Below are 18,025 nucleotides of genomic sequence, written 5' to 3' on the forward strand. Positions count from 1 at the left end.
AACACAAAAGAAAAATCAACCATTTCATTAAATTGACGAAGCATATTATCTTTTGGCACGACGATATCGTAAATCGCCATGAATGGGCTAAGGTTAAGAGGTTGTTGTTTTGAAATCATCCGAGACACCACCTAGAGTTAGTACAACCATTATACATAAAAAAAGTGAAAGCTTCCTCGATTTCATCGGGGAAGCTTTCACTTTTTGAACTATGAGGACTTTTTCAGTGGCCTCCTTAAAAAGTGGTGTACTTTCTTATTTTATAAGGTAAATCGCCTTCTTCTTAACCGTTATCAACAATTGGTTGTTTCCCTGATTTATCTTGCATTTGTTTTCCTTTATTACCGCCCGCTGATCTTGACTGCATCCCAATCTGATTTGGTGCAAAATCTTGTGGTTTTTTCTTTGGATTACCCATTATATCGCCTCCTTACAACTAGTATCATTCTAGTTGTAAGAATTATTCAGCCTGTTTAAAAATACGTATTTCGTAGCGCTTTTCTAATTTTTCTTCAATCCGTTCAATCGCATCACGATCATTAAGTAGTTGCCGTTTATTTTCATTCACAAGCTCTTCAAACGATTTTCGTCGAGTTCTTCTCATACTGTTCACCCTTTCTTTCGTATTACTAGTATGAACAGCAAAAAAACACTCTAATCAGATTTATGAGAAGATTTTATTTTCGCACATGAAATGTAACTAACAATTTAAGAACGCTGCAATATTTGGTTTATTTCCTCGTACGCCTCAAGAATCACACCTTCAAAAGCAACTAAATCTTCAGGCTGATCGATCATGATTCTTGTAAGACCCCATTCACTTTTCGTCGCAGCTTCACAAATAACACTCGGATACAATGCTACTATTTCCTCTTGTTCTTTATTTGTTAATACATATCTTTTTCTTCCTTTTAGCTTAATCCTCGCAAATGAATACATTGCTTTAATGTCCAAATACTTCCCGACACTCGCGTGATGAATAACTGTTGTATCTTTATTATGTTTTTCCAATATTGCTCTTACAATCTCATAAGCTCTTTCTTCTTCTTGTGTTATAGCTTTAGAAATCACCTTTTTTACTTTTCCGCCCTTTAGCTCTACACACTTTTGATATACAGCTGCACAAGTGAAACAATCATCTAATGCATTGTGAGAAGCCACTTCAATTTGTAACAATCGTTTGAGAGTTTCTAATTTATGATTTGGTACTTGTTTTATATATCGTTTTGCTAAACTAAGTGTATCAATCACGACATTTTTCGGTGTGCCAATTCTTAATCGTTCCATATTACTCTTTAAAAACCTCATATCAAAAGATGCATTATGAGCAATAATTGTATCTTCTCCAAGAAATGAAACAAACTCTGGTAATACAATATCAATTGTCGGCGCGGCTGCAACATCAAAATTCCGAATCCCTGTCAACATTGTAATCCGACTTGGAATCATTCTCTCTGGATTCACATACGAAACAAATTGATCCGTGCAAATATGATCTCGATATCGAATTGCAGCCATTTGAATAATACTATCTTGATGAGGATTAAACCCTGTCGTTTCAAAATCAATTACAACATAATCACCTGTATAATTTCCCATAACCTTCTCCTCAGCTTTTTTATTTATATTATAACTTAATATACTATAAGAAACTCAACTGTATATCCATGCTCACTATTCGAAATATAAAGCTGCTATTCAAAATACTACATGACCGCTACTATGCACGGCTAGATGCTCTCTCCCCCCACTAAAAAAAGGGATTTTCCAACTTGTATATAGCTTTTAAATAGAAAATAGGAATGGTACACATGCCATTCCTACTTGCATCTTTACTTTAAATTTGCAACTCTTTTCTCCATTTCATTCACCGTCATCGGTCCAATAAATTTATCTTGGATAACACCTTTTGTATCAACAAAATATGACGTTGGAATCGTAATGACTTTATAAGTAGTTGTTACCTTTATTTCTGTATCAAGTAGAATTGGAAAGGTAACCCCTTTCTCCTCTGCAAATTTTCGAACCTTCTCTTTTCCTTCTGATCCCTCTGACGCTGTATAATTTACCGCTAATATTTCTACATCATTTTGGTATTTACTATAAAACTCCTGCATATCAGGCATTTCTCTTTGACATGGACCGCACCACGTTGCCCAAAAGTTCAAAATTACCTTCTTCCCCTTTAAATCAGAAAGCTTAACCTTAGTACCGTCAAGCTTGGACAATTCAAAATCAGGTGCCGCCTTTCCAATTTCAATGCCATTTTGCGCAATTACTTCTTTCTCATCGTTTGTACTTTGTTCTTGATTATCTGTTACTTCTACCTTCTCTTTCCCAAACTGCTGATAGATTGCATAACCAGCTAAACCTACTAACACAACAACAATTGCTATTTTCCTCCACATATACACCATTCCTTATATTTTATCTTTGTCCCATAGGCCCTCAAAAAAGACAGTTTTACTTTATTTTAGCTTATACGGAGAAAGATGGAAATATTCTCTATGGGAAGAAAAGCATATTCTCGTGAAAATGAAGGAATTTTCTGTTGGTGAATTGTATATTAAAAGTATAGAATTCCCTAAAAAATGTGTTATAAATCCCCAAAAACATACAAACCTCAAGATAAATACTCCTTCTCTTCAATACAATGATTACATAAAGAGAAAAAATATTAAATTTCTCAAAATTATATTTATACTAAGAATTTTATAAAACGAGTGGAGGTTTTCCGATGAAAAGGTGTTCAAATTGTAATGCTACATTCAGTAATAAGCAGCTATTTCTAAGAAATAATTCTCATAAGCTCGTTTGCGAGAACTGTAAGGAAGAACTAACCGTTACAAAATTCTCCTTATTCATGTATACTTTTTTTACCATTCTCATATGGTTTTTTATTTTTAAAAGCTCATTTCCTATAGAAATAAAAGTAACTATCACGATATTGTATGGTGTTCTTTCTAGTTTTATTTTGCAGCCTCTTGTTTGCTCGTATAAAGTTAGGAAATATTGAAGGGGTGATTACCATATCAGAGATTACACAAGTAATAATTACTTGGGCTGGGTTCTTTGCTCTTATTTTTCTCTTGATAAGAAGTGTAAGAGTTATGCAGCATCGTAATTGGCAAGCATTTATAACCATACATTTCGGAAAAGATTTCATCATTACTTTGAATATATGGATTATCTTACTTTGGATTTTTTATGCAAACTTTCCAGGACAATTCACTTACATATTAGACTTCTACTACAGAGACTCCATTCTGTTTATAGCCTTAGAATCGTTATTAATCGGTATGATTTGCGGAGCGGCTATTTACTTTTTTACTAAAAATAAATACGGCAGTATTTTCTTAAGTGTCCCATTTAGCGCATTATATCTTTTTCTTGTATATCATTACTCATTTCATCTGTTTTTAATGGTAATTGAATTGAGTATGTCGTACCTTTTCATTAATTGGATTGAAAAGAAATACAAGTGAAAATTACTATTTACAAAAAAGAGATCAAGTACGGATCTCTTTTTTGTATAAACATAAATTTAAAATAATTAATGACCCATATATGATAAAACAAATTTTCCAATCCATATAAAAACAAGTAGCCAAATGCATATGATAAGTATTGCTGTTATCCAATTCTTAGGTTTATTTACAAGTGATTTTTCTTTTACAATCCTCTAATACTTCTTCAGGGATAAGTTTTAATGCCAAATAAACACCGATAGGAACAAGAATAAGATCATCAAGATATCCTAAGATTGGAATGAAGTCCGGGATTAAATCGATAGGACTAAAAGCATAGGCAACAACGAGCATCGTAAACAGCTTAGCATGCCATGGAACTCTTTTATCTTGGTATGCTAAATACAGCAGAAGAACTTGTTTCTTTAAATTCTTTGCCCACCTTTTCATTTTCTGTATAATTGATAATTCTTTTTCCGTTTGTACCCGTTTATTTTGACTCAAAATAGATCCCCTTCATTTTCTTGTAATTTTGCATTCACTATTCAAGATTCCCTACTTTCTCCCAATCAGTTTTCAAAATCGAATAAACTAAAGCATCATTTGATTGATTTCCTTGATAAATATAACCTCTCAACAATCCTTCTTTCTGAAACCCTAATTTTAATAACAAATGAGAAGATGCCGTATTTTCAGGGTATGTAATTGCTCCAATCCGAAATAGATCAAGCTTTTGAAATCCATATGCTAACACTTCTTTTACTGCTTCAGATGCATATCCTTTTCTCCAAAAAGCAGGGTGAATATCGTAACCTATCTCTGCTCGTTTACTCCAAAGTTGTAAATTGTTAAAACCTACTGTACCAACAAAATCACCTGTTTCCTTCACAACGATTCCCCAACGAATCGCTCGTTTTTCTTGAAAATTTTTCGCAAAAGAATTAATCATTTGAATGGCTTGCTCTATCTCATTAAAAGGCTTCATCCCATAGTAACGTGTTACCTCTTCAATTGAAAAAATGTCATATATATTTTGGCTATAGGTCTGATTTATCTCGATTAAGCGTAGACGTTCTGTTTCTAATATTGGGAACATAACTATGTCTCTTCCTTTCGAATTGTTTTTATGAAATTAGTGAAAAAATATTTTAGACCATAGAAGTATGTATTACACTATTAAAAAATTGTTTTAGACTGATAAAGTGTCCCTGCTATGAAAACATCTTTTGTTTACCTAACTTGTGCTAATTATATATATCCAGTTTAATTTTCCGACATATAAGTCACTTCTATGAAAAATACAACATGACTGCTACTTGCTTTTTCTTTTTGTTTTAAACCTTGCATGTGGCAGAAATAGGCCCTGACCGCTCCTATGCCTGGCCAGATACTCTCGCCATCCTAAAAAGAAAGAGGGTTTTTTATGTCGATTTTTTAATTTGTACGTATATAAATTATTAACCCTATATTATTTCATTAATTTTCGGACTACTTCTTCTAGAGCCATTCCTCTTGAACCTTTTACCAAGACTGCATCTTCCGGATTACATACGGACCGGATTTCTATAATAGCCTCTTCTTTTGTGCGAAATGCCTTCACTTTTCCTTTTTTATATCTAGGTTTTGCTTCTTGTGCAATCATGTTCGCAAGTTCTCCAATTGTGAAAATGTAATCTATTGTGTCGGGATTTACTATCTCACCAATTTCTCGGTGGTATTTTTCTTCCTCTAGACCCAACTCCAACATATCACCTAACACAATAATTTTCTGTTTGTATCCTACAAGTTGTTCAAATGTTTCGATCGCTGCTTTAACAGAAGAAGGACTAGCATTCCAAGCATCATTAATAATTGTAGCCCCTGATTTTGCTTTCAACATTTCAAATCGCATTTCTGTTATTTCTACTTGTTTTAATCCTTGTTTAATTTTCTGTCGATTTAAATTGAATTGTTCACCAACTTTTATAGCAATAATAGCGTTGTAAACATTATGTTTTCCATGGAGAGGTATAAAATAAGTTGATTTATCGTTTAATGTAAAATCGATTCCTTTTGAATGTTCTTTCATAGACACAGGATAAACATCATTTAAAAAAGATTCACCAAATTTGATACATTTAATCTGATTGGAGTTAAGCAACGTTTGAATTTTTTCATTTAAAAGAGGTTCATCCCCGATGTAAATAAGTAAACTTTTTTCCTTTAAGTTCATTACTATTTCAAGTTTTGCATCTGCTATTGCTTCTCTTGAACCCAATGTTTGTATGTGCGATTGTCCAATCATTGTGATAACAGATATATTCGGTTCAGCAATTTCTGACAAACGTTGAATTTGTCCGCGTTCACTCATCCCCATCTCTAATACTGCTATTTCACAATCCTCTTCAATTTCTAGGATTGTTAATGGTAAACCAATTTGGCTATTCAAATTACCTTTTGTTTTATGAACTTTGTATGTTGTATTTAATACAGAGTTAATTAAATCCTTTGTTGTTGTCTTTCCGTTGCTTCCTGTAACACCAATTATATTGACAGACAATTGATTTCTGTAAGATCGTGCTAAGTGTTGCAAAGCTACTAATGTATCATTTACAAAAATTAATGGTATATCTTTCGGTGGATTTGGCTGAGATTTCTCCCACAAAGAAGCAATAGCTCCTCGCTGTATCGCCTCTTCCACATAATCATGACCGTTCTTTACCCTAACAATTGGGATAAATAAATTGCCCGGTCTTATCGCTTTCGAATTAATAGAAACCCCTTTTATAAGATGATTATGATATTTCGTCTGTAAACCTTCTCCGATTACCATTTGTTCTATTTCAAGCAATCTTCTTTGAATCAAAATAGTCACTCTCCATTTATAATTATTTCTACTATCTCGTCTACTAATTTTATTTCATTAAAATTAAGCAAATAATAATAAAGAAATCTAATTAGATCAAAGATTCTCAGTATGAAATATTTTTTAATGGAACAACAAATTTTAGAATCATGGCTGTTTGAATCATAAATAATACATGAATTCATATATTTCAAAACGATACCCTTTAAATTATTGCTGTAAATACAACGCCATCAAAACATTATCTGCATATCGGCCATCCGCAAATTTAATTTGCCGTTGCTCTCTGCCCTCTTCTTTAAAACCGATTTTTTCATATACTTTTATCGCTCGTTCATTTGTTGAGAAAACACCTAAACAAATTTTTTCTATACCTTTTTGTGTTTTTGTCCAATCTATTAATTGTGAAAGCAATTTTGTTCCGACACCTTGATTACGATAACCTTCTAAAATTCCCATGCCAAATGAGCCAGTATGATTCAGGCGTTTCATAGAATTTCTTGTAAAAACTAGAAAACCAACAATTCGTCCACCATCTTCTGCAACAAATGTTATGCCGCCCTGCTGACTAGTTGTAATTGTTTTCTTTCTCTGCGTTTCAATATCAACATGAAATTCTTCGCTAGTGGGGATAAAAAATTTATTTTGAGAAATAATGCTCTTTCGAATATATAAAATTTCCGCTGCATCGCTTTCTGCTGCCTCTCTTATGAACAATTCAATACCCTCTCCCAATAGAACTTTATTTAAGTTACTGTATTTCTCTATTTCTTTTGATGTATTATACTTTTTGAAACGTATTCACTACATGCAACAACTCCTGTAACTCCTCAATGACATGCTCATCTGTAAACGGCTGTCCCCAAAATGTATCCTTCTTCCATATTGCATGCATTCCTACATTCCTAGCCGCTATTACATCATTCTCTGGATGATCGCCTATGAATATACTTTCTTCTGGTTTGACACCTAGTCTTTCTATAGCTCTTAGGAAGATGTCAGCCTGTGGTTTTTTTATCCCCTCTTGTTCGGACACTAATATAGTATCCATATGCTTCTCAATATTAAGAGCATGAATATTCAGTAATTGAAATTCAGTAAATCCATTTGTGATCATACCTAATAATAACCCTCTATTCTTAAGCTCCTGTAAAACATTCTCCATATGAGGAAAAGGTGTACAGTGATATTGAAAGTTGTTTATATAATCCTCTAATAATTGCTCCCAAGTTAAACTGGAAATAGCATATTCTCTAAGCAATTGCTCATATACTTTGTCTTTCCAAACATAACCCTTATTATCTAATTCAATGAACCGAGTTACATATTGTTCTTCAGTTATATGATTCAATTCATTGATATACCTTTTATATTGGTCTCTAATGAAGAGATTAAGAGAATGATCTCTGTCTAATAGCGTTCCATCTAAATCGAAAATAACAGCTTTAATCATATTGACTCTCCTTATTTCGAAATTTTGCAATTATTTAAAGTTGTATGTTTTATATTCTCCATTATTTGATGAAAGTTTTAAAATATTGCTGTCTTCTGGTATCCCTTCAAAATAAGCAGCTATACAACCTGTTGTACATCTATGCCCAGACAATAAAATATTTAACTCTTTCTGGCCGTATTTACTTTCAAGTTCATTCATGAAACTGAAAACTCTTTTTACGTAACGATTCGGTTCTTCAACACCGTTATAAACACTCGTATCGGGCACAGCTCCATCCATTTTTACTTCACCTTTTTTTAATCCATCAGCTTCTCCTAAATCAAAAACATCAAGTCTTTCATCAATTATTACTTTAATACCTGTTGCTATTTCTGCTGTTTGAATTGCTCTTTCTTGCGGAGAGGAAAATATGTAATCGAATTTTATCTCTTTTAATTTATCTCTTAAACATCTTGCTTGCTCTATACCTTGTTTATTTAATGGCAATCCTGCTCTTCCTTGTAGCCTTCCTTCTTTGTTCAAATCTGTTTGTCCGTGTCGAACCACATAAATCATTGCCTGTCCTCCCTTTACTTGCGAATTTTTCTCCTCTAATTGATAGCTTTTCTTATTACTTTTATAACCTCTTTACTATTTATATTGTAAGCTTTACATTTTCTTTTGGTACCCATCCTTCTTCAAGAGTAAGAACTCTTTGACACCAAATCCATCCATTAAGTTCTTTTAAACACACTAAACGTTCACCCTCATCAACATCTAACTCTTTTGCGGTATAATCTTCCTTAGCAATACCTTCTGTCCCCTTCCATTGGATAATTTGCGCTGGCACCCATCCTGAACTATTTTTATCGACTATCGTACAAAAGTACCAATTAATCCACTTCTCCGGTCCATTATATTTTTCTCCAATAGTAAATGACTGCCCCTTAATTAAGCTAATAGGATTCGGATAATTCGTCCTATGACTTTTTATAACTACATAATTCACTACGAATCCCTTCTTTCTTATCTACGTAACACTATAATTTTACCTATTTCCTGTAAATTCGACAAAAAGTATAGTGAATCCTTTTACAGAAAAAGCAAAAAAATTATTCTTGCACTTTCATTAACATGCTCCCAATTGTATCCGCTCCATTTTTTAAGGTTACTTTTACATTTCCTGATTCTTTAAATGTGTAAGGAGACATCTCATAAATTTCTTTGATTTTAAATTTCTTATTCACATCTTGTTTCGTTGTATCCATAAGCAAAGACATTTGCGGCTCCCAAACTTCTACTTTTCCAGATGGATAAGTGATAACCATTTGAGCATCCACTAGGCGAATATCTTCCCAAAGTGTGATATACATGTGAGTTTCTTTTCCTTTTTTAATCAATTCATCGGAATAATATCCTAACTCCCCAATGTTTCCAAAGACTGTATATTCCTCATTATTTACCGTAATATCAATAAATGGAAGTTTATATGTCATTTTATGATATATACCGTAAGCAGTACAAAGAACACCAATAGCTGTTATTCCTAAAAGAAACTTTTTTAGCTGTTTTCCTTGAAAACTTACCATCATCGCTGAGTTTGCAGCAATTTTTTCTGCTAATAAAAAGACGAGAACAACAATTAAAATTCCAATCCCGATTAAAATATACATAAGATTCCCTCCTTTGATATAAAAAAGATGAGCTGAAATCCCTTCGCCACTTAGATAAGTTATTTCAGTTCATCTTTTTTATAAACGGTACGACTTTCTTCAAAACGATGCGTCTTTGTTTCAAACCGACAATTTAAGCATTCAAAATGATCCCCATAATGAATAAACCATGCCTCCAACAAAAAATGCTAAACCTAAAGCAAAAACAGTCAAAGCGAGTATTACATTTTTATTATTTTCCATAAATTTGTCTCCTTGTAATTTTGTATTTGTTTAATTTTTTATACTAAAAAACCTTTAGTCGTAATTATGTCTAAAGGTTATCATCATCATACTTCTCAGTTTATAAAAGTTTATATTCTTCCTGTTTTCACCGCTCTAGCCCAATCTAAGCGACCGTTTATTTCACTTTTGTTAATTGCTCCATCTCGATTATAAGGAATATGTAATTGCTCTATCATCCAATCATTTTCTTGTTTTGTAACAATTGTATAATTAGCAAATGGTGAACCTGATTCCATTTTATGATAGATTGGTAATTCATCTTCATAAGCAGGTAGTCCAACACTTCCTGGGTTAATAATTATTTTATCATTTGGAAGATAAATGACTCTTGGTATATGTGTATGCGCACAAAAAATAAGCCTTTGTGGAATACCATTTACTAATTTCATAATATCTTCTGTCTTTTTAAGCACTGATCCACTAGCGTTCATTTCCTCTAACAAATATATTTCATCACTTGCCGGTGCTCCATGACAAAAATAAAAATCATCTGTTTGTAAAAAATTAGGTAAATTAGAAATCCACTTTTTATGCTCATCCTCTAATAAATTCTGTACATATTGAACTGTTAAATTAGACGTATTAGACTCTAATAAAATTCGATCGCAATTCCCTTTAATACTTTGAATATTTTGGTTCATTAAAAGATCATAGGTTTCCAGTGGAAATAAAGGACCATATAAGCTATCCCCTAAATTATAAATAGATTGAATCCCTCGGTTATTAATATCTGTTAGTACAGCTTGTAAGGCATCTTTATTTCCGTGAATGTCGGCTATTATCGCGATTTTCATACCAATTACCCCTTCAGAATTTATAGTTTCACTTTTATTTCATCATAAATATGAAAAAATTCTGCCCTCAATTTATATAAAATGAATATTCACACTATTATTATACATTAATTGGAAAAAGCCGACACTAAATATTTTTAGGATTAGCTCTTGCTATTAAACATCGTGACTCTATTTCAAATTCACATATATGCGGAAGTTTAACAAATTAGAAGCAAGCAAACTGTGGTTTTGAAATAAAGTCGTATCGTTTTGAAAAAAGATTAACCGAAAACTCTTTATACTTTCCCGCTTAATCTTAAGGAACTAAAGCTACAGTTTAATGGAGCAACACATTTCAAATTCCTGTTAAAATATATATGAAAATGGAACTTAAATAAAAGAATGGAGTGAAAAACGTTGAAAGAGAAAGTATGTCCTAAGTGTAATGCTAATCAAATTGAGAAAGGGATTATAAATGCAGGCAGCGGAGTAGTTCATATGTTTTCCTATAACAACCCAAGAAGTCAATCTTCACCGATATCTTCATATTTTTGTTTGAATTGTGGATATATTTTAGGCTTATATGTTGAAAAGCCAGAAATCTTTTAAAGTAAAATATTACATCAGTCAGTATGTTAATTGAAGAAGGAATACAAAACAGTCAAACTTTTTTCTTTTATTGGTTTATCAAAATTAATAGCATTATTTCAACCATATAAAAAATGGGGCTGTAATACACACAGCCTCATTCTTCATATATCGCTCATTTATTTACTTTTAAAATGTTTCTAAAACGATCTTCCCAATCGTACTTCCTGTTTCAATCATCGCATGTGCTTTTCTAATATTAGCTGCATGAATTGGTGATAACGTCTTGTTTACAGTCGTCTTAATCACATTTTGATCCAGTAATTCGCTAACTTGATTTAACAAAAGATGTTGATTCATCATATCTTCAGTCTGGTACATAGCTCTTGTAAACATGAATTCCCAAACAAATGAAGCACTTTTACTTTTTAATAACCCTAACTCTAACGGTTTCTCATTTTCTACAATTGAACAAATTTTCCCCTGTGGTTTGATTACTTCTGCCATACCGCTCCAGTGTTGATCTGTATTATTTAAGCAGAAAATATAATCAACTTCTTCTATTTCAATTTGTGATAATTGTATTTTTAATGATTCATGATGATTGATCACATAATCAGCACCTAAACGTTCCACCCACTCTCTCGTCTCCTTTCGAGAGGCAGTTGTTATCACGTTAAGGCCAGCCCATTTTGCTAATTGGATGGCAATAGAACCTACACCGCCTGCACCGCCAATGATTAAAATGTTTTTCAGTTCATTCTTTTCCTTATTGTTTACATCAATTGCTAAGCGTTCAAACAAACCTTCCCACGCTGTAATCGCAGTTAAAGGAATCGCAGCTGATTGTGCATGGGTCAAATTTTTCGGTTTCACCCCAACAATCCTCTCATCCACTAGATGATATTCACTATATGTACCTTGTCTAATAATACTTCCTGCATAGAAAACTTCATCACCTGGCTGAAACAAAGTACACTCTTCTCCAACTTCTACAACAACGCCGCTAGCATCCCAGCCGAGTATTTTATACTCTTCTTCTTTCTTATCTTTTGGTGCTCGAACTTTTGTATCAACAGGATTAACAGAAATAGCATGAATTTTTACGAGTAAATCCTTTCCTTTCGGTATTGGACGTGGTAATTCAATATCGATTAAACTGTTCTCATTTTCGATAGGTAAATATTCTAATAAACCAACTGCTTTCATATTCATTCCCTCCGCTTCATAAAATTGAGCTTTTCTTTACATTATAAATTGCAAAATCAATTTATGTAAGAAGACACAATTATGTCACATAGTATTACAAGTGGTCTTACCAGGGTTATAAGAAATGACAAAATCAGTATTATTTAACAATAGGTATTAGTTACAAAATCATTTATTCTAATTGTAATAAGTAACGTTACTTTGGAAATAAACCTGTAGAGGTGTAGATAATATGATGTCTTTTCTATCTGAATTTGTAATATGGGATCCAATTTGTATGTCTATTATTTGGATGGTCGGTGCTATTGTATTTTATATTTGTATAGAATCTAAACAAATACTTTCTCGAGATGAAACACCGTTTGTTTCAATTTTAATACCTTGTTACAATGAAGAACAAACAATTCGAGAAACGATATATCATGTAATGAAACAAAAGTATCCCCATTATGAAGTGATTGTGATAAATGATGGAAGTACAGATCAAACCGTTCCTATCGTTAAACAGCTCATTGGTAAATATCCTAACTTACGATGTGTCAATGTGAAAAAAATCTTGGAAAAGCCAATGCATTACATGCCGGATTATTGGCTTCAAAAGGAGATTTTTTAGTTTGCATAGATGCTGATGCGATATTAGATGTACATGCATTACAATGTATGATTCCACATTTTTCAACTGCTAACCAAGGAAACAATATAGGTGCAGTAACTGGAAATCCGAGAGTTAGAAATCGGAATAATCTATTAAGCAAAATAAAAATATCTGAGCTTTCAATCATATTAGGTATGATTAAAAGAACGCAAAGTATATATGGAGGTATAATGACAGTTTTGGGTGTCGTTGTTGCCTTTCGAAAACAAGCATTATTAGATTGTCAATTATGAGATCGAGATATTTTATCGGAAGATATTGCGGTAACTTGGAAATTACAGAAAAAAGGTTGGCAAATTAAATATGAACCCCGTGCTATTTGTTGGATGCTAGTTCCCGAAACCTTATCTGGATTGTGGAAACAAAGAATTCGATGGGCACAAGGTGGCTTAGAAGTTTTAATTAAACATAAGAATATCTTTTTAAGTTGGAAACATAAAAGGTTATATATAATTTATATAGAACAACTTATAAGTATTATATGGTTCCTTATGACTGTGAATCTTTTCATAAATATTTCTTTTACATTTGACTTTTTGAAATTATTTACAATATCATCAGGGGGATTATCGATGATATGTGTGTTTCAATTTTTCATTGCGATCATGATAGATAAAAAATATGATGTAAATTTAATAAAAGAATATTTATGGGCTGCTTGGTATCCGATATGTTATTGGTATATTAATGTTTTTGTAATTATAATGGCGATTGTGAAAGCTTTAACAAATCGGAAAGGAAAATTTGTAGTATGGGAAAGTCCAGACAGATGTCTACAACAAACGAAATAATTATTAATGATTTGAATTTAACGAAAATGAGATTTTTACAACATTGTATATCCTTCTCTTTATGGTTTTATATTATGATATTTGGTATTTTTATTATCATGAATTGTTTCAAGTGGCATATGGATTTTATGGAATTCCTATTGTTTTTGTTGAATACAAACCGATCACATATTCGAATCATGATATTTATTATTCTTGCATGGGGTATTCTCTCATTTATTTTCATGTTTCTGTGGAATACATATAGGTCTTATAACCTCCAATCAAAAACAAAAAGACAAGTTTGGGATACAGAACAACATCCAGCTATGACATCTCGTTTCTTTCATTTGACGACAGAAGTATATGGAGAAGAAATCGGCATAGATGAGGTCGATTTTTGGTTTAGTAGTTCAGCTAATAGGTGTTGTAAAAATTGGACAGCCGCTTGATTAAATCGTTGATTCAATCCCTCAGGGCTGATGAGCACTTCTGTTGATGCTTCCAAACGGCTAGATAATTGAGTTAAAGAAGTCCAAGCAATATTTTGACTCATCCATACACATAAAGCGACTAAACCTTTTGCTTGGTATTTACTGGTTCGTTGTACGAAACCAACATCTCTAGCAAGAGTTCGTAAGATATTTGGAAATAAAAAGTTTTGAATCTCTTGAGCAAATAGTTGTAATTCATCAGATACAGAAATAGGCATACAAACACGCCATCCTTTCCTATGATTCTACAGAAAGAATAGCGTATTTTTTCATTTTAGGGAGGATTTTGTTTTATTAGCTTAATAGCATTGAGTTGCCACCAAAATTCCAAAAACACCAAAATCATTTTTTAGAGTAATTTGGGGTTTTTGAACCAGAAAGGTATATATTTAACTATAAAAACTATGACAAAATTTATCCGGTTTTCCTTTTTGCCTACTTGCTAAATTCAGCAAGTAAAATATTTTTAAAAGGATCAGGATTGTCAGCTGTTCCTAAGCTGTTCAAATTGACTGCTAACGTATGCTTACCTCCAAGTGTACCTCCAGCAAAAGTACTAAACCCTGGAATGCCACCTGAGTGTCCCCATATCGAGACACCGTTTGGAAGCTTAGTTTCATAGATTCCAAGACCATATCCGCCGAGTTCAGCACTTCCTGTAGGAACTGTAGTAAGCATTTGTTTTAGTTGCTGTTCATTCAGTAATTTACCACTGAGTAAGTAAGAGAAGAATTTGTTTAAGTCGTCAGCAGTAGAAATCATATCTCCAGCCGAGCTACCTATACTTGGGTTATAATAAGTAACGTCTTTTAGCTCACTTACTCCGTCTGGTTGGAAATATCCACGGGCATGGTTGGTGCCTGGAATAACGCTTGAATTGCCAGGTAGAAATGTATTCGACAATTCAAGTGGTTCAATAATCCGATTTTCAATCTCTTCCGCATAGCTGTTTCCGGTTACTTTTTCAATAAGGATACCCAGTAATACGTATCCTGTGTTTGAATAAGACCAGCCCTTTCCTGGGACAAAGTCTGGGGGCAGCGAAAGTCCAATCTTCACTAGTTCTTCAGCAGTAAACGATTTTTTTGTATTCTTAAAAAAATCAGCTTCTTTTGACCTTGAGTATTCAGCGATACCACTTGTATGGTTCAATATCTGCCGGATAGTAATCTGTTTAGCATCATATCCGTTTCCTTGAATGACACCAGGCAACCATTTTTCGATGGAATCGTCTAGATTCAGGCGGTTCTCTGCAGCTAATTGAAGTACAACCGTTGCGGTGAACGTCTTCGTCACGCTGGCAATACGAAAGCGAAAATCTGTTTTCATTGGTTTCTTGGTGCTCAGATTCGCTACCCCAGCGGCATAACCCCACGTTTTTCCACCCTCAGAAGTTTTAGCAAGTATCCCCGGGAATCCAAGATGCAATGTATCCCGCATTGCTTGTTTGACGGAATTACGATCTCGTTGAATGCTTGTGTGTGACGAACTAGATACATTTTCAGTGGGCTCTGCTTTTACAATTGAGGTTGGTGTTGTGTATAACAGGGAACTTCCAGCTGTTAAAAGGGCAAGACTTACAAATGTAATTTGACTACGTGTTTTCATAAGGCATTCCTCTCCTCTATTCATATTGTATGGGTGGTTGCTTGTTGTTTCGTATTAATTACACAGCTATCATCTCCATCAATGACAAAAGGACAACATGGAATTCGTAATTATCTTCATAATGATTATTTTTGTCCTAACAAACGGTGAATCCCTCTTCTTTTACGAGTATGTTAACCCCAGAAATTACTTCTTTTCCTTAGAACACTCTTATGACTAGTTTGTTTTTTACATAAATATATCTTATCTAATCCCCCTTTCACTCTTCTTTATATTTTTATCCTACACAATAAAAATTTCTTTTTTCTTATCCATTCCTTACAAATTTCTTACGTTCAAAATAGCTTCTATAATAGGATAGCAGAAGCATCTGTGAAAATGCTTTTCCAATAAATTATATTAATCAAAAAGAAACACAGAAGTTTTTCACTTCTATGTTTCTTTTTTCGTCCTTTAATTATTAAAGATTTAATTTACTCCGAACATTGTTAAAATCACTTGTTTCTAAGCCGAAATTTATTTAACCTAAGGGGGGACTCCATATCCATCAGTTTAAGAAAAATAAACGCCATCAAAACGAAAAAATAAGCTGACTTTTCAAAGTAACTACCTGTAGAAAAAGAAAATGTTCATTTAGGGGGTATATTAAAACCTTAGCTTGATGACGATGTGGCGGTACCCCTAACTTTGCAACAGAACCCACTTACGTATTAATTCAAAGTAAAATCATTCAGAAACAAATAGCTTTAAGGAGATTGAAATTATGGAAACGAAATCACGGAAAATCATTTTAGCTGGCACCATATGCTATACAATTTTAGTTTTATTTTTTATGTTCTTTGCGTTTAACAGGCTCGATAGTGTAACCAGTGTAGAACGGTACACCTTTATTCTTGTTCCAGAAAGAGTACCGCTTAAATTTCCAGAACTAAATTATTCATGGATTGTTGATTTTGGAAACATTGCTGCTTTTATCCCTTTTGGAATACTATTTCCCCTATTGTATCGTGTCAGATTTGGGAAGTTCATATCCTTGTTTGTCTTAGCGATTCTCGTTCTGGAAACCATTCAGGCTTTAACATATCTTGGTAGCTTTGATGTCAATGATGTTATTTCCAATACATTAGGTGCAATGATTGGCTATGTTACCTATAGAGTTGGATTTTCTTCAAAGATTTCTTATAAAAAGCTCATGGCTTCGGCTCTATCTATTGTTGTCCTTATAATTGGAGTCATGGTGGTCTCTGAAATCATCAAAAAAAGAGAAGGCCCTATTCAAACATTAACTGTTATGAAAAAAATGACAGGAACTACACCTATGATCGAGAACCTTCCAAGTTTCACCGTAGCAGGTGAGCGAATAGAGCCGAAAATGAACGTGTATAGCAGTGAAGGTGAATCAACCAAAACATACAACTATATTCTTGGGAACAAAGAAAATGTCAGGCTTTATTTTTATTTTGGCATTCCCGACAATGTAGACTTTAAGGGTGAAGCCAAAATAATCGTAGATGGACAAGAAGTATATCGATTAAACGAACAATCTTCTCAAGGAGCAGAGGCTTTACGGGAGTTGCCTTTTAACAAGGTAAACGAGCTGACCATTATCGTTTCCGAAAACGCTAAGCTGTGGGATGTCGGAATCCGCGGAATGCAACATTGGTGGGAGTAAGGAACAATACATCCTGTATCACTAAGTGGTGGGAAAATTACAGAAAATAAACGTAAAAACGGACTGTTATTCAGGTGGCAGTCCTTAATTTCATTGGAGGGTGTGAGCGCAGAGTGAGTAATTCTATTGACCGCATTTTAGAAAAGATCAAGGGGATTAGAGAAACACTAAACGGGGATTTGCGTATTATAGGCGAGGAGTTTAAGTTCATTTTTTACAAATCTAATGACCCTGGAACCGAGATAGGGTTCTGGTGCAAAAAATACTTGATAGAAACATAGAGTGTCAAATTCCTTTAAATTACTAACTTATGAAGCTAATCCAAACAATTTATGAATGAATTCTTTTTGATTTTGGACAGACTTCTCCCTTTGGAGAATCTGTCCTTTTTTAGAGTAATAATATCAGTATGTCCAAGTTTGGGAGATTACTTGCAGATATTTTGAAGTTTTTGCACCAGAACCCTAATTACCATACCTGTTTTTTACCATCACATATTGGAGGTTAAAACATGAATAAAAAAAAGAAAATACAAAAATCAGCACTTT

The 18,025-nt window shown here is 33.3% G+C and carries 18 protein-coding genes and 4 pseudogenes; 5 read left to right on the forward strand and 17 right to left on the reverse strand.

The features are described 5' to 3' along the window. Window positions 1-283 precede the first annotated feature (283 nt). The 4 genes from BR72_RS05285 to BR72_RS05295 all read right to left on the reverse strand — a co-directional run bounded on the left by BR72_RS05285 (window position 284) and on the right by BR72_RS05295 (window position 2,408). Window positions 284-418 carry an acid-soluble spore protein N gene (locus BR72_RS05285; RefSeq protein ID WP_035430695.1) on the reverse strand — a complete coding sequence of 45 codons (135 nt, stop codon included), beginning with the start codon at window positions 416-418 and terminating at the stop codon, window positions 284-286. Window positions 419-460: 42 nt separating this feature from the next. Further along, on the reverse strand, window positions 461-604 hold the full coding sequence (locus tag BR72_RS25305; protein WP_081904788.1) for an FbpB family small basic protein: 144 nt from the start codon (window positions 602-604) through the stop codon (window positions 461-463). A gap of 104 nt (window positions 605-708) precedes the next feature. After that, window positions 709-1,599, reverse strand: coding sequence for a 3'-5' exonuclease (locus BR72_RS05290; RefSeq protein ID WP_035430697.1), 891 nt, complete (start codon window positions 1,597-1,599; stop codon window positions 709-711). Window positions 1,600-1,832: 233 nt separating this feature from the next. Next, entirely contained in the window at window positions 1,833-2,408 is a 576-nt protein-coding gene (locus BR72_RS05295; RefSeq protein WP_035430699.1) for a peroxiredoxin family protein, read from the reverse strand. A gap of 702 nt (window positions 2,409-3,110) precedes the next feature. On the opposite strand from BR72_RS05295, the gene BR72_RS05305 reads away from it, so the two are divergent. Then, window positions 3,111-3,485: a hypothetical protein gene (locus BR72_RS05305; RefSeq protein WP_141771635.1), complete on the forward strand. Its 375-nt coding sequence runs from the start codon at window positions 3,111-3,113 to the stop codon at window positions 3,483-3,485. 68 nt (window positions 3,486-3,553) lie between these two features. Here BR72_RS05305 and BR72_RS05310 read toward each other — a convergent pair. The 9 genes and pseudogenes from BR72_RS05310 to BR72_RS05350 all read right to left on the reverse strand — a co-directional run bounded on the left by BR72_RS05310 (window position 3,554) and on the right by BR72_RS05350 (window position 10,499). After that, window positions 3,554-3,917, reverse strand: a pseudogene (locus tag BR72_RS05310) (YkvA family protein). Between the two features lie 91 nt (window positions 3,918-4,008). Continuing rightward, on the reverse strand, window positions 4,009-4,563 hold the full coding sequence (locus tag BR72_RS05315) for a GNAT family N-acetyltransferase (protein WP_035430704.1): 555 nt from the start codon (window positions 4,561-4,563) through the stop codon (window positions 4,009-4,011). Between the two features lie 372 nt (window positions 4,564-4,935). Continuing rightward, window positions 4,936-6,312, reverse strand: coding sequence for a UDP-N-acetylmuramoyl-tripeptide--D-alanyl-D-alanine ligase (locus BR72_RS05320; RefSeq protein ID WP_035430705.1), 1,377 nt, complete (start codon window positions 6,310-6,312; stop codon window positions 4,936-4,938). 210 nt (window positions 6,313-6,522) lie between these two features. Beyond that, a complete protein-coding gene (locus BR72_RS05325; RefSeq protein ID WP_035430707.1) occupies window positions 6,523-7,029 on the reverse strand; it encodes a GNAT family N-acetyltransferase in 507 nt (168 codons plus the stop codon). A 64-nt stretch (window positions 7,030-7,093) separates the two neighbouring features. Then, window positions 7,094-7,765 (reverse strand): HAD family hydrolase, encoded by a 672-nt coding sequence (locus BR72_RS05330; RefSeq protein ID WP_035430709.1) that lies wholly within the window; start codon window positions 7,763-7,765, stop codon window positions 7,094-7,096. 30 nt (window positions 7,766-7,795) lie between these two features. After that, on the reverse strand, window positions 7,796-8,323 hold the full coding sequence (locus BR72_RS05335) for a histidine phosphatase family protein (protein ID WP_035430710.1): 528 nt from the start codon (window positions 8,321-8,323) through the stop codon (window positions 7,796-7,798). Window positions 8,324-8,402: 79 nt separating this feature from the next. Further along, window positions 8,403-8,756 (reverse strand): SH3 domain-containing protein, encoded by a 354-nt coding sequence (locus tag BR72_RS05340; protein WP_035430712.1) that lies wholly within the window; start codon window positions 8,754-8,756, stop codon window positions 8,403-8,405. Between the two features lie 103 nt (window positions 8,757-8,859). After that, window positions 8,860-9,420 carry a hypothetical protein gene (locus BR72_RS05345; RefSeq protein ID WP_035430713.1) on the reverse strand — a complete coding sequence of 187 codons (561 nt, stop codon included), beginning with the start codon at window positions 9,418-9,420 and terminating at the stop codon, window positions 8,860-8,862. A gap of 353 nt (window positions 9,421-9,773) precedes the next feature. Beyond that, on the reverse strand, window positions 9,774-10,499 hold the full coding sequence (locus BR72_RS05350) for a metallophosphoesterase family protein (protein WP_035430715.1): 726 nt from the start codon (window positions 10,497-10,499) through the stop codon (window positions 9,774-9,776). Window positions 10,500-10,898: 399 nt separating this feature from the next. Here BR72_RS05350 and BR72_RS05355 point away from each other — a divergent pair, with 399 nt between their 5' ends. Continuing rightward, on the forward strand, window positions 10,899-11,090 hold the full coding sequence (locus BR72_RS05355; protein WP_035430716.1) for a hypothetical protein: 192 nt from the start codon (window positions 10,899-10,901) through the stop codon (window positions 11,088-11,090). Between the two features lie 168 nt (window positions 11,091-11,258). Here the strand turns inward: BR72_RS05355 and BR72_RS05360 are convergent, their stop codons facing one another. After that, the gene (locus BR72_RS05360; RefSeq protein WP_035430718.1) at window positions 11,259-12,278 is read right to left on the reverse strand and encodes a zinc-binding alcohol dehydrogenase family protein; all 1,020 of its coding nucleotides are present in this window, start codon (window positions 12,276-12,278) and stop codon (window positions 11,259-11,261) included. 427 nt (window positions 12,279-12,705) lie between these two features. Between BR72_RS05360 and BR72_RS05365 the strand changes: the two are divergent. Both BR72_RS05365 and BR72_RS27435 read left to right on the forward strand, forming a co-directional pair. Beyond that, a pseudogene (locus BR72_RS05365) lies at window positions 12,706-13,472 on the forward strand (glycosyltransferase); the annotation flags it as partial. Window positions 13,473-13,505: 33 nt separating this feature from the next. Continuing rightward, window positions 13,506-13,724 carry a hypothetical protein gene (locus BR72_RS27435; protein ID WP_331280387.1) on the forward strand — a complete coding sequence of 73 codons (219 nt, stop codon included), beginning with the start codon at window positions 13,506-13,508 and terminating at the stop codon, window positions 13,722-13,724. Window positions 13,725-14,052: 328 nt separating this feature from the next. On the opposite strand, the pseudogene BR72_RS05370 reads toward BR72_RS27435, so the two are convergent. Both BR72_RS05370 and BR72_RS05375 read right to left on the reverse strand, forming a co-directional pair. Then, window positions 14,053-14,415: pseudogene (locus BR72_RS05370) on the reverse strand (IS4 family transposase); the annotation flags it as partial. A gap of 217 nt (window positions 14,416-14,632) precedes the next feature. Further along, complete coding sequence (locus tag BR72_RS05375) at window positions 14,633-15,805, reverse strand: serine hydrolase domain-containing protein (RefSeq protein ID WP_035430722.1); 1,173 nt, start codon at window positions 15,803-15,805, stop codon at window positions 14,633-14,635. 763 nt (window positions 15,806-16,568) lie between these two features. Between BR72_RS05375 and BR72_RS05380 the strand changes: the two genes are divergently transcribed. Then, the gene (locus tag BR72_RS05380; protein WP_035430724.1) at window positions 16,569-17,477 is read left to right on the forward strand and encodes a VanZ family protein; all 909 of its coding nucleotides are present in this window, start codon (window positions 16,569-16,571) and stop codon (window positions 17,475-17,477) included. Between the two features lie 308 nt (window positions 17,478-17,785). Here BR72_RS05380 and BR72_RS27565 read toward each other — a convergent pair. Further along, window positions 17,786-17,869, reverse strand: a pseudogene (locus BR72_RS27565) (IS6 family transposase); the annotation flags it as partial. Window positions 17,870-18,025 lie beyond the last annotated feature (156 nt).

This window comes from Bacillus sp. UNC322MFChir4.1 (genome assembly GCF_000746135.1).
Classification (GTDB): domain Bacteria; phylum Bacillota; class Bacilli; order Bacillales; family Bacillaceae_G; genus Bacillus_A.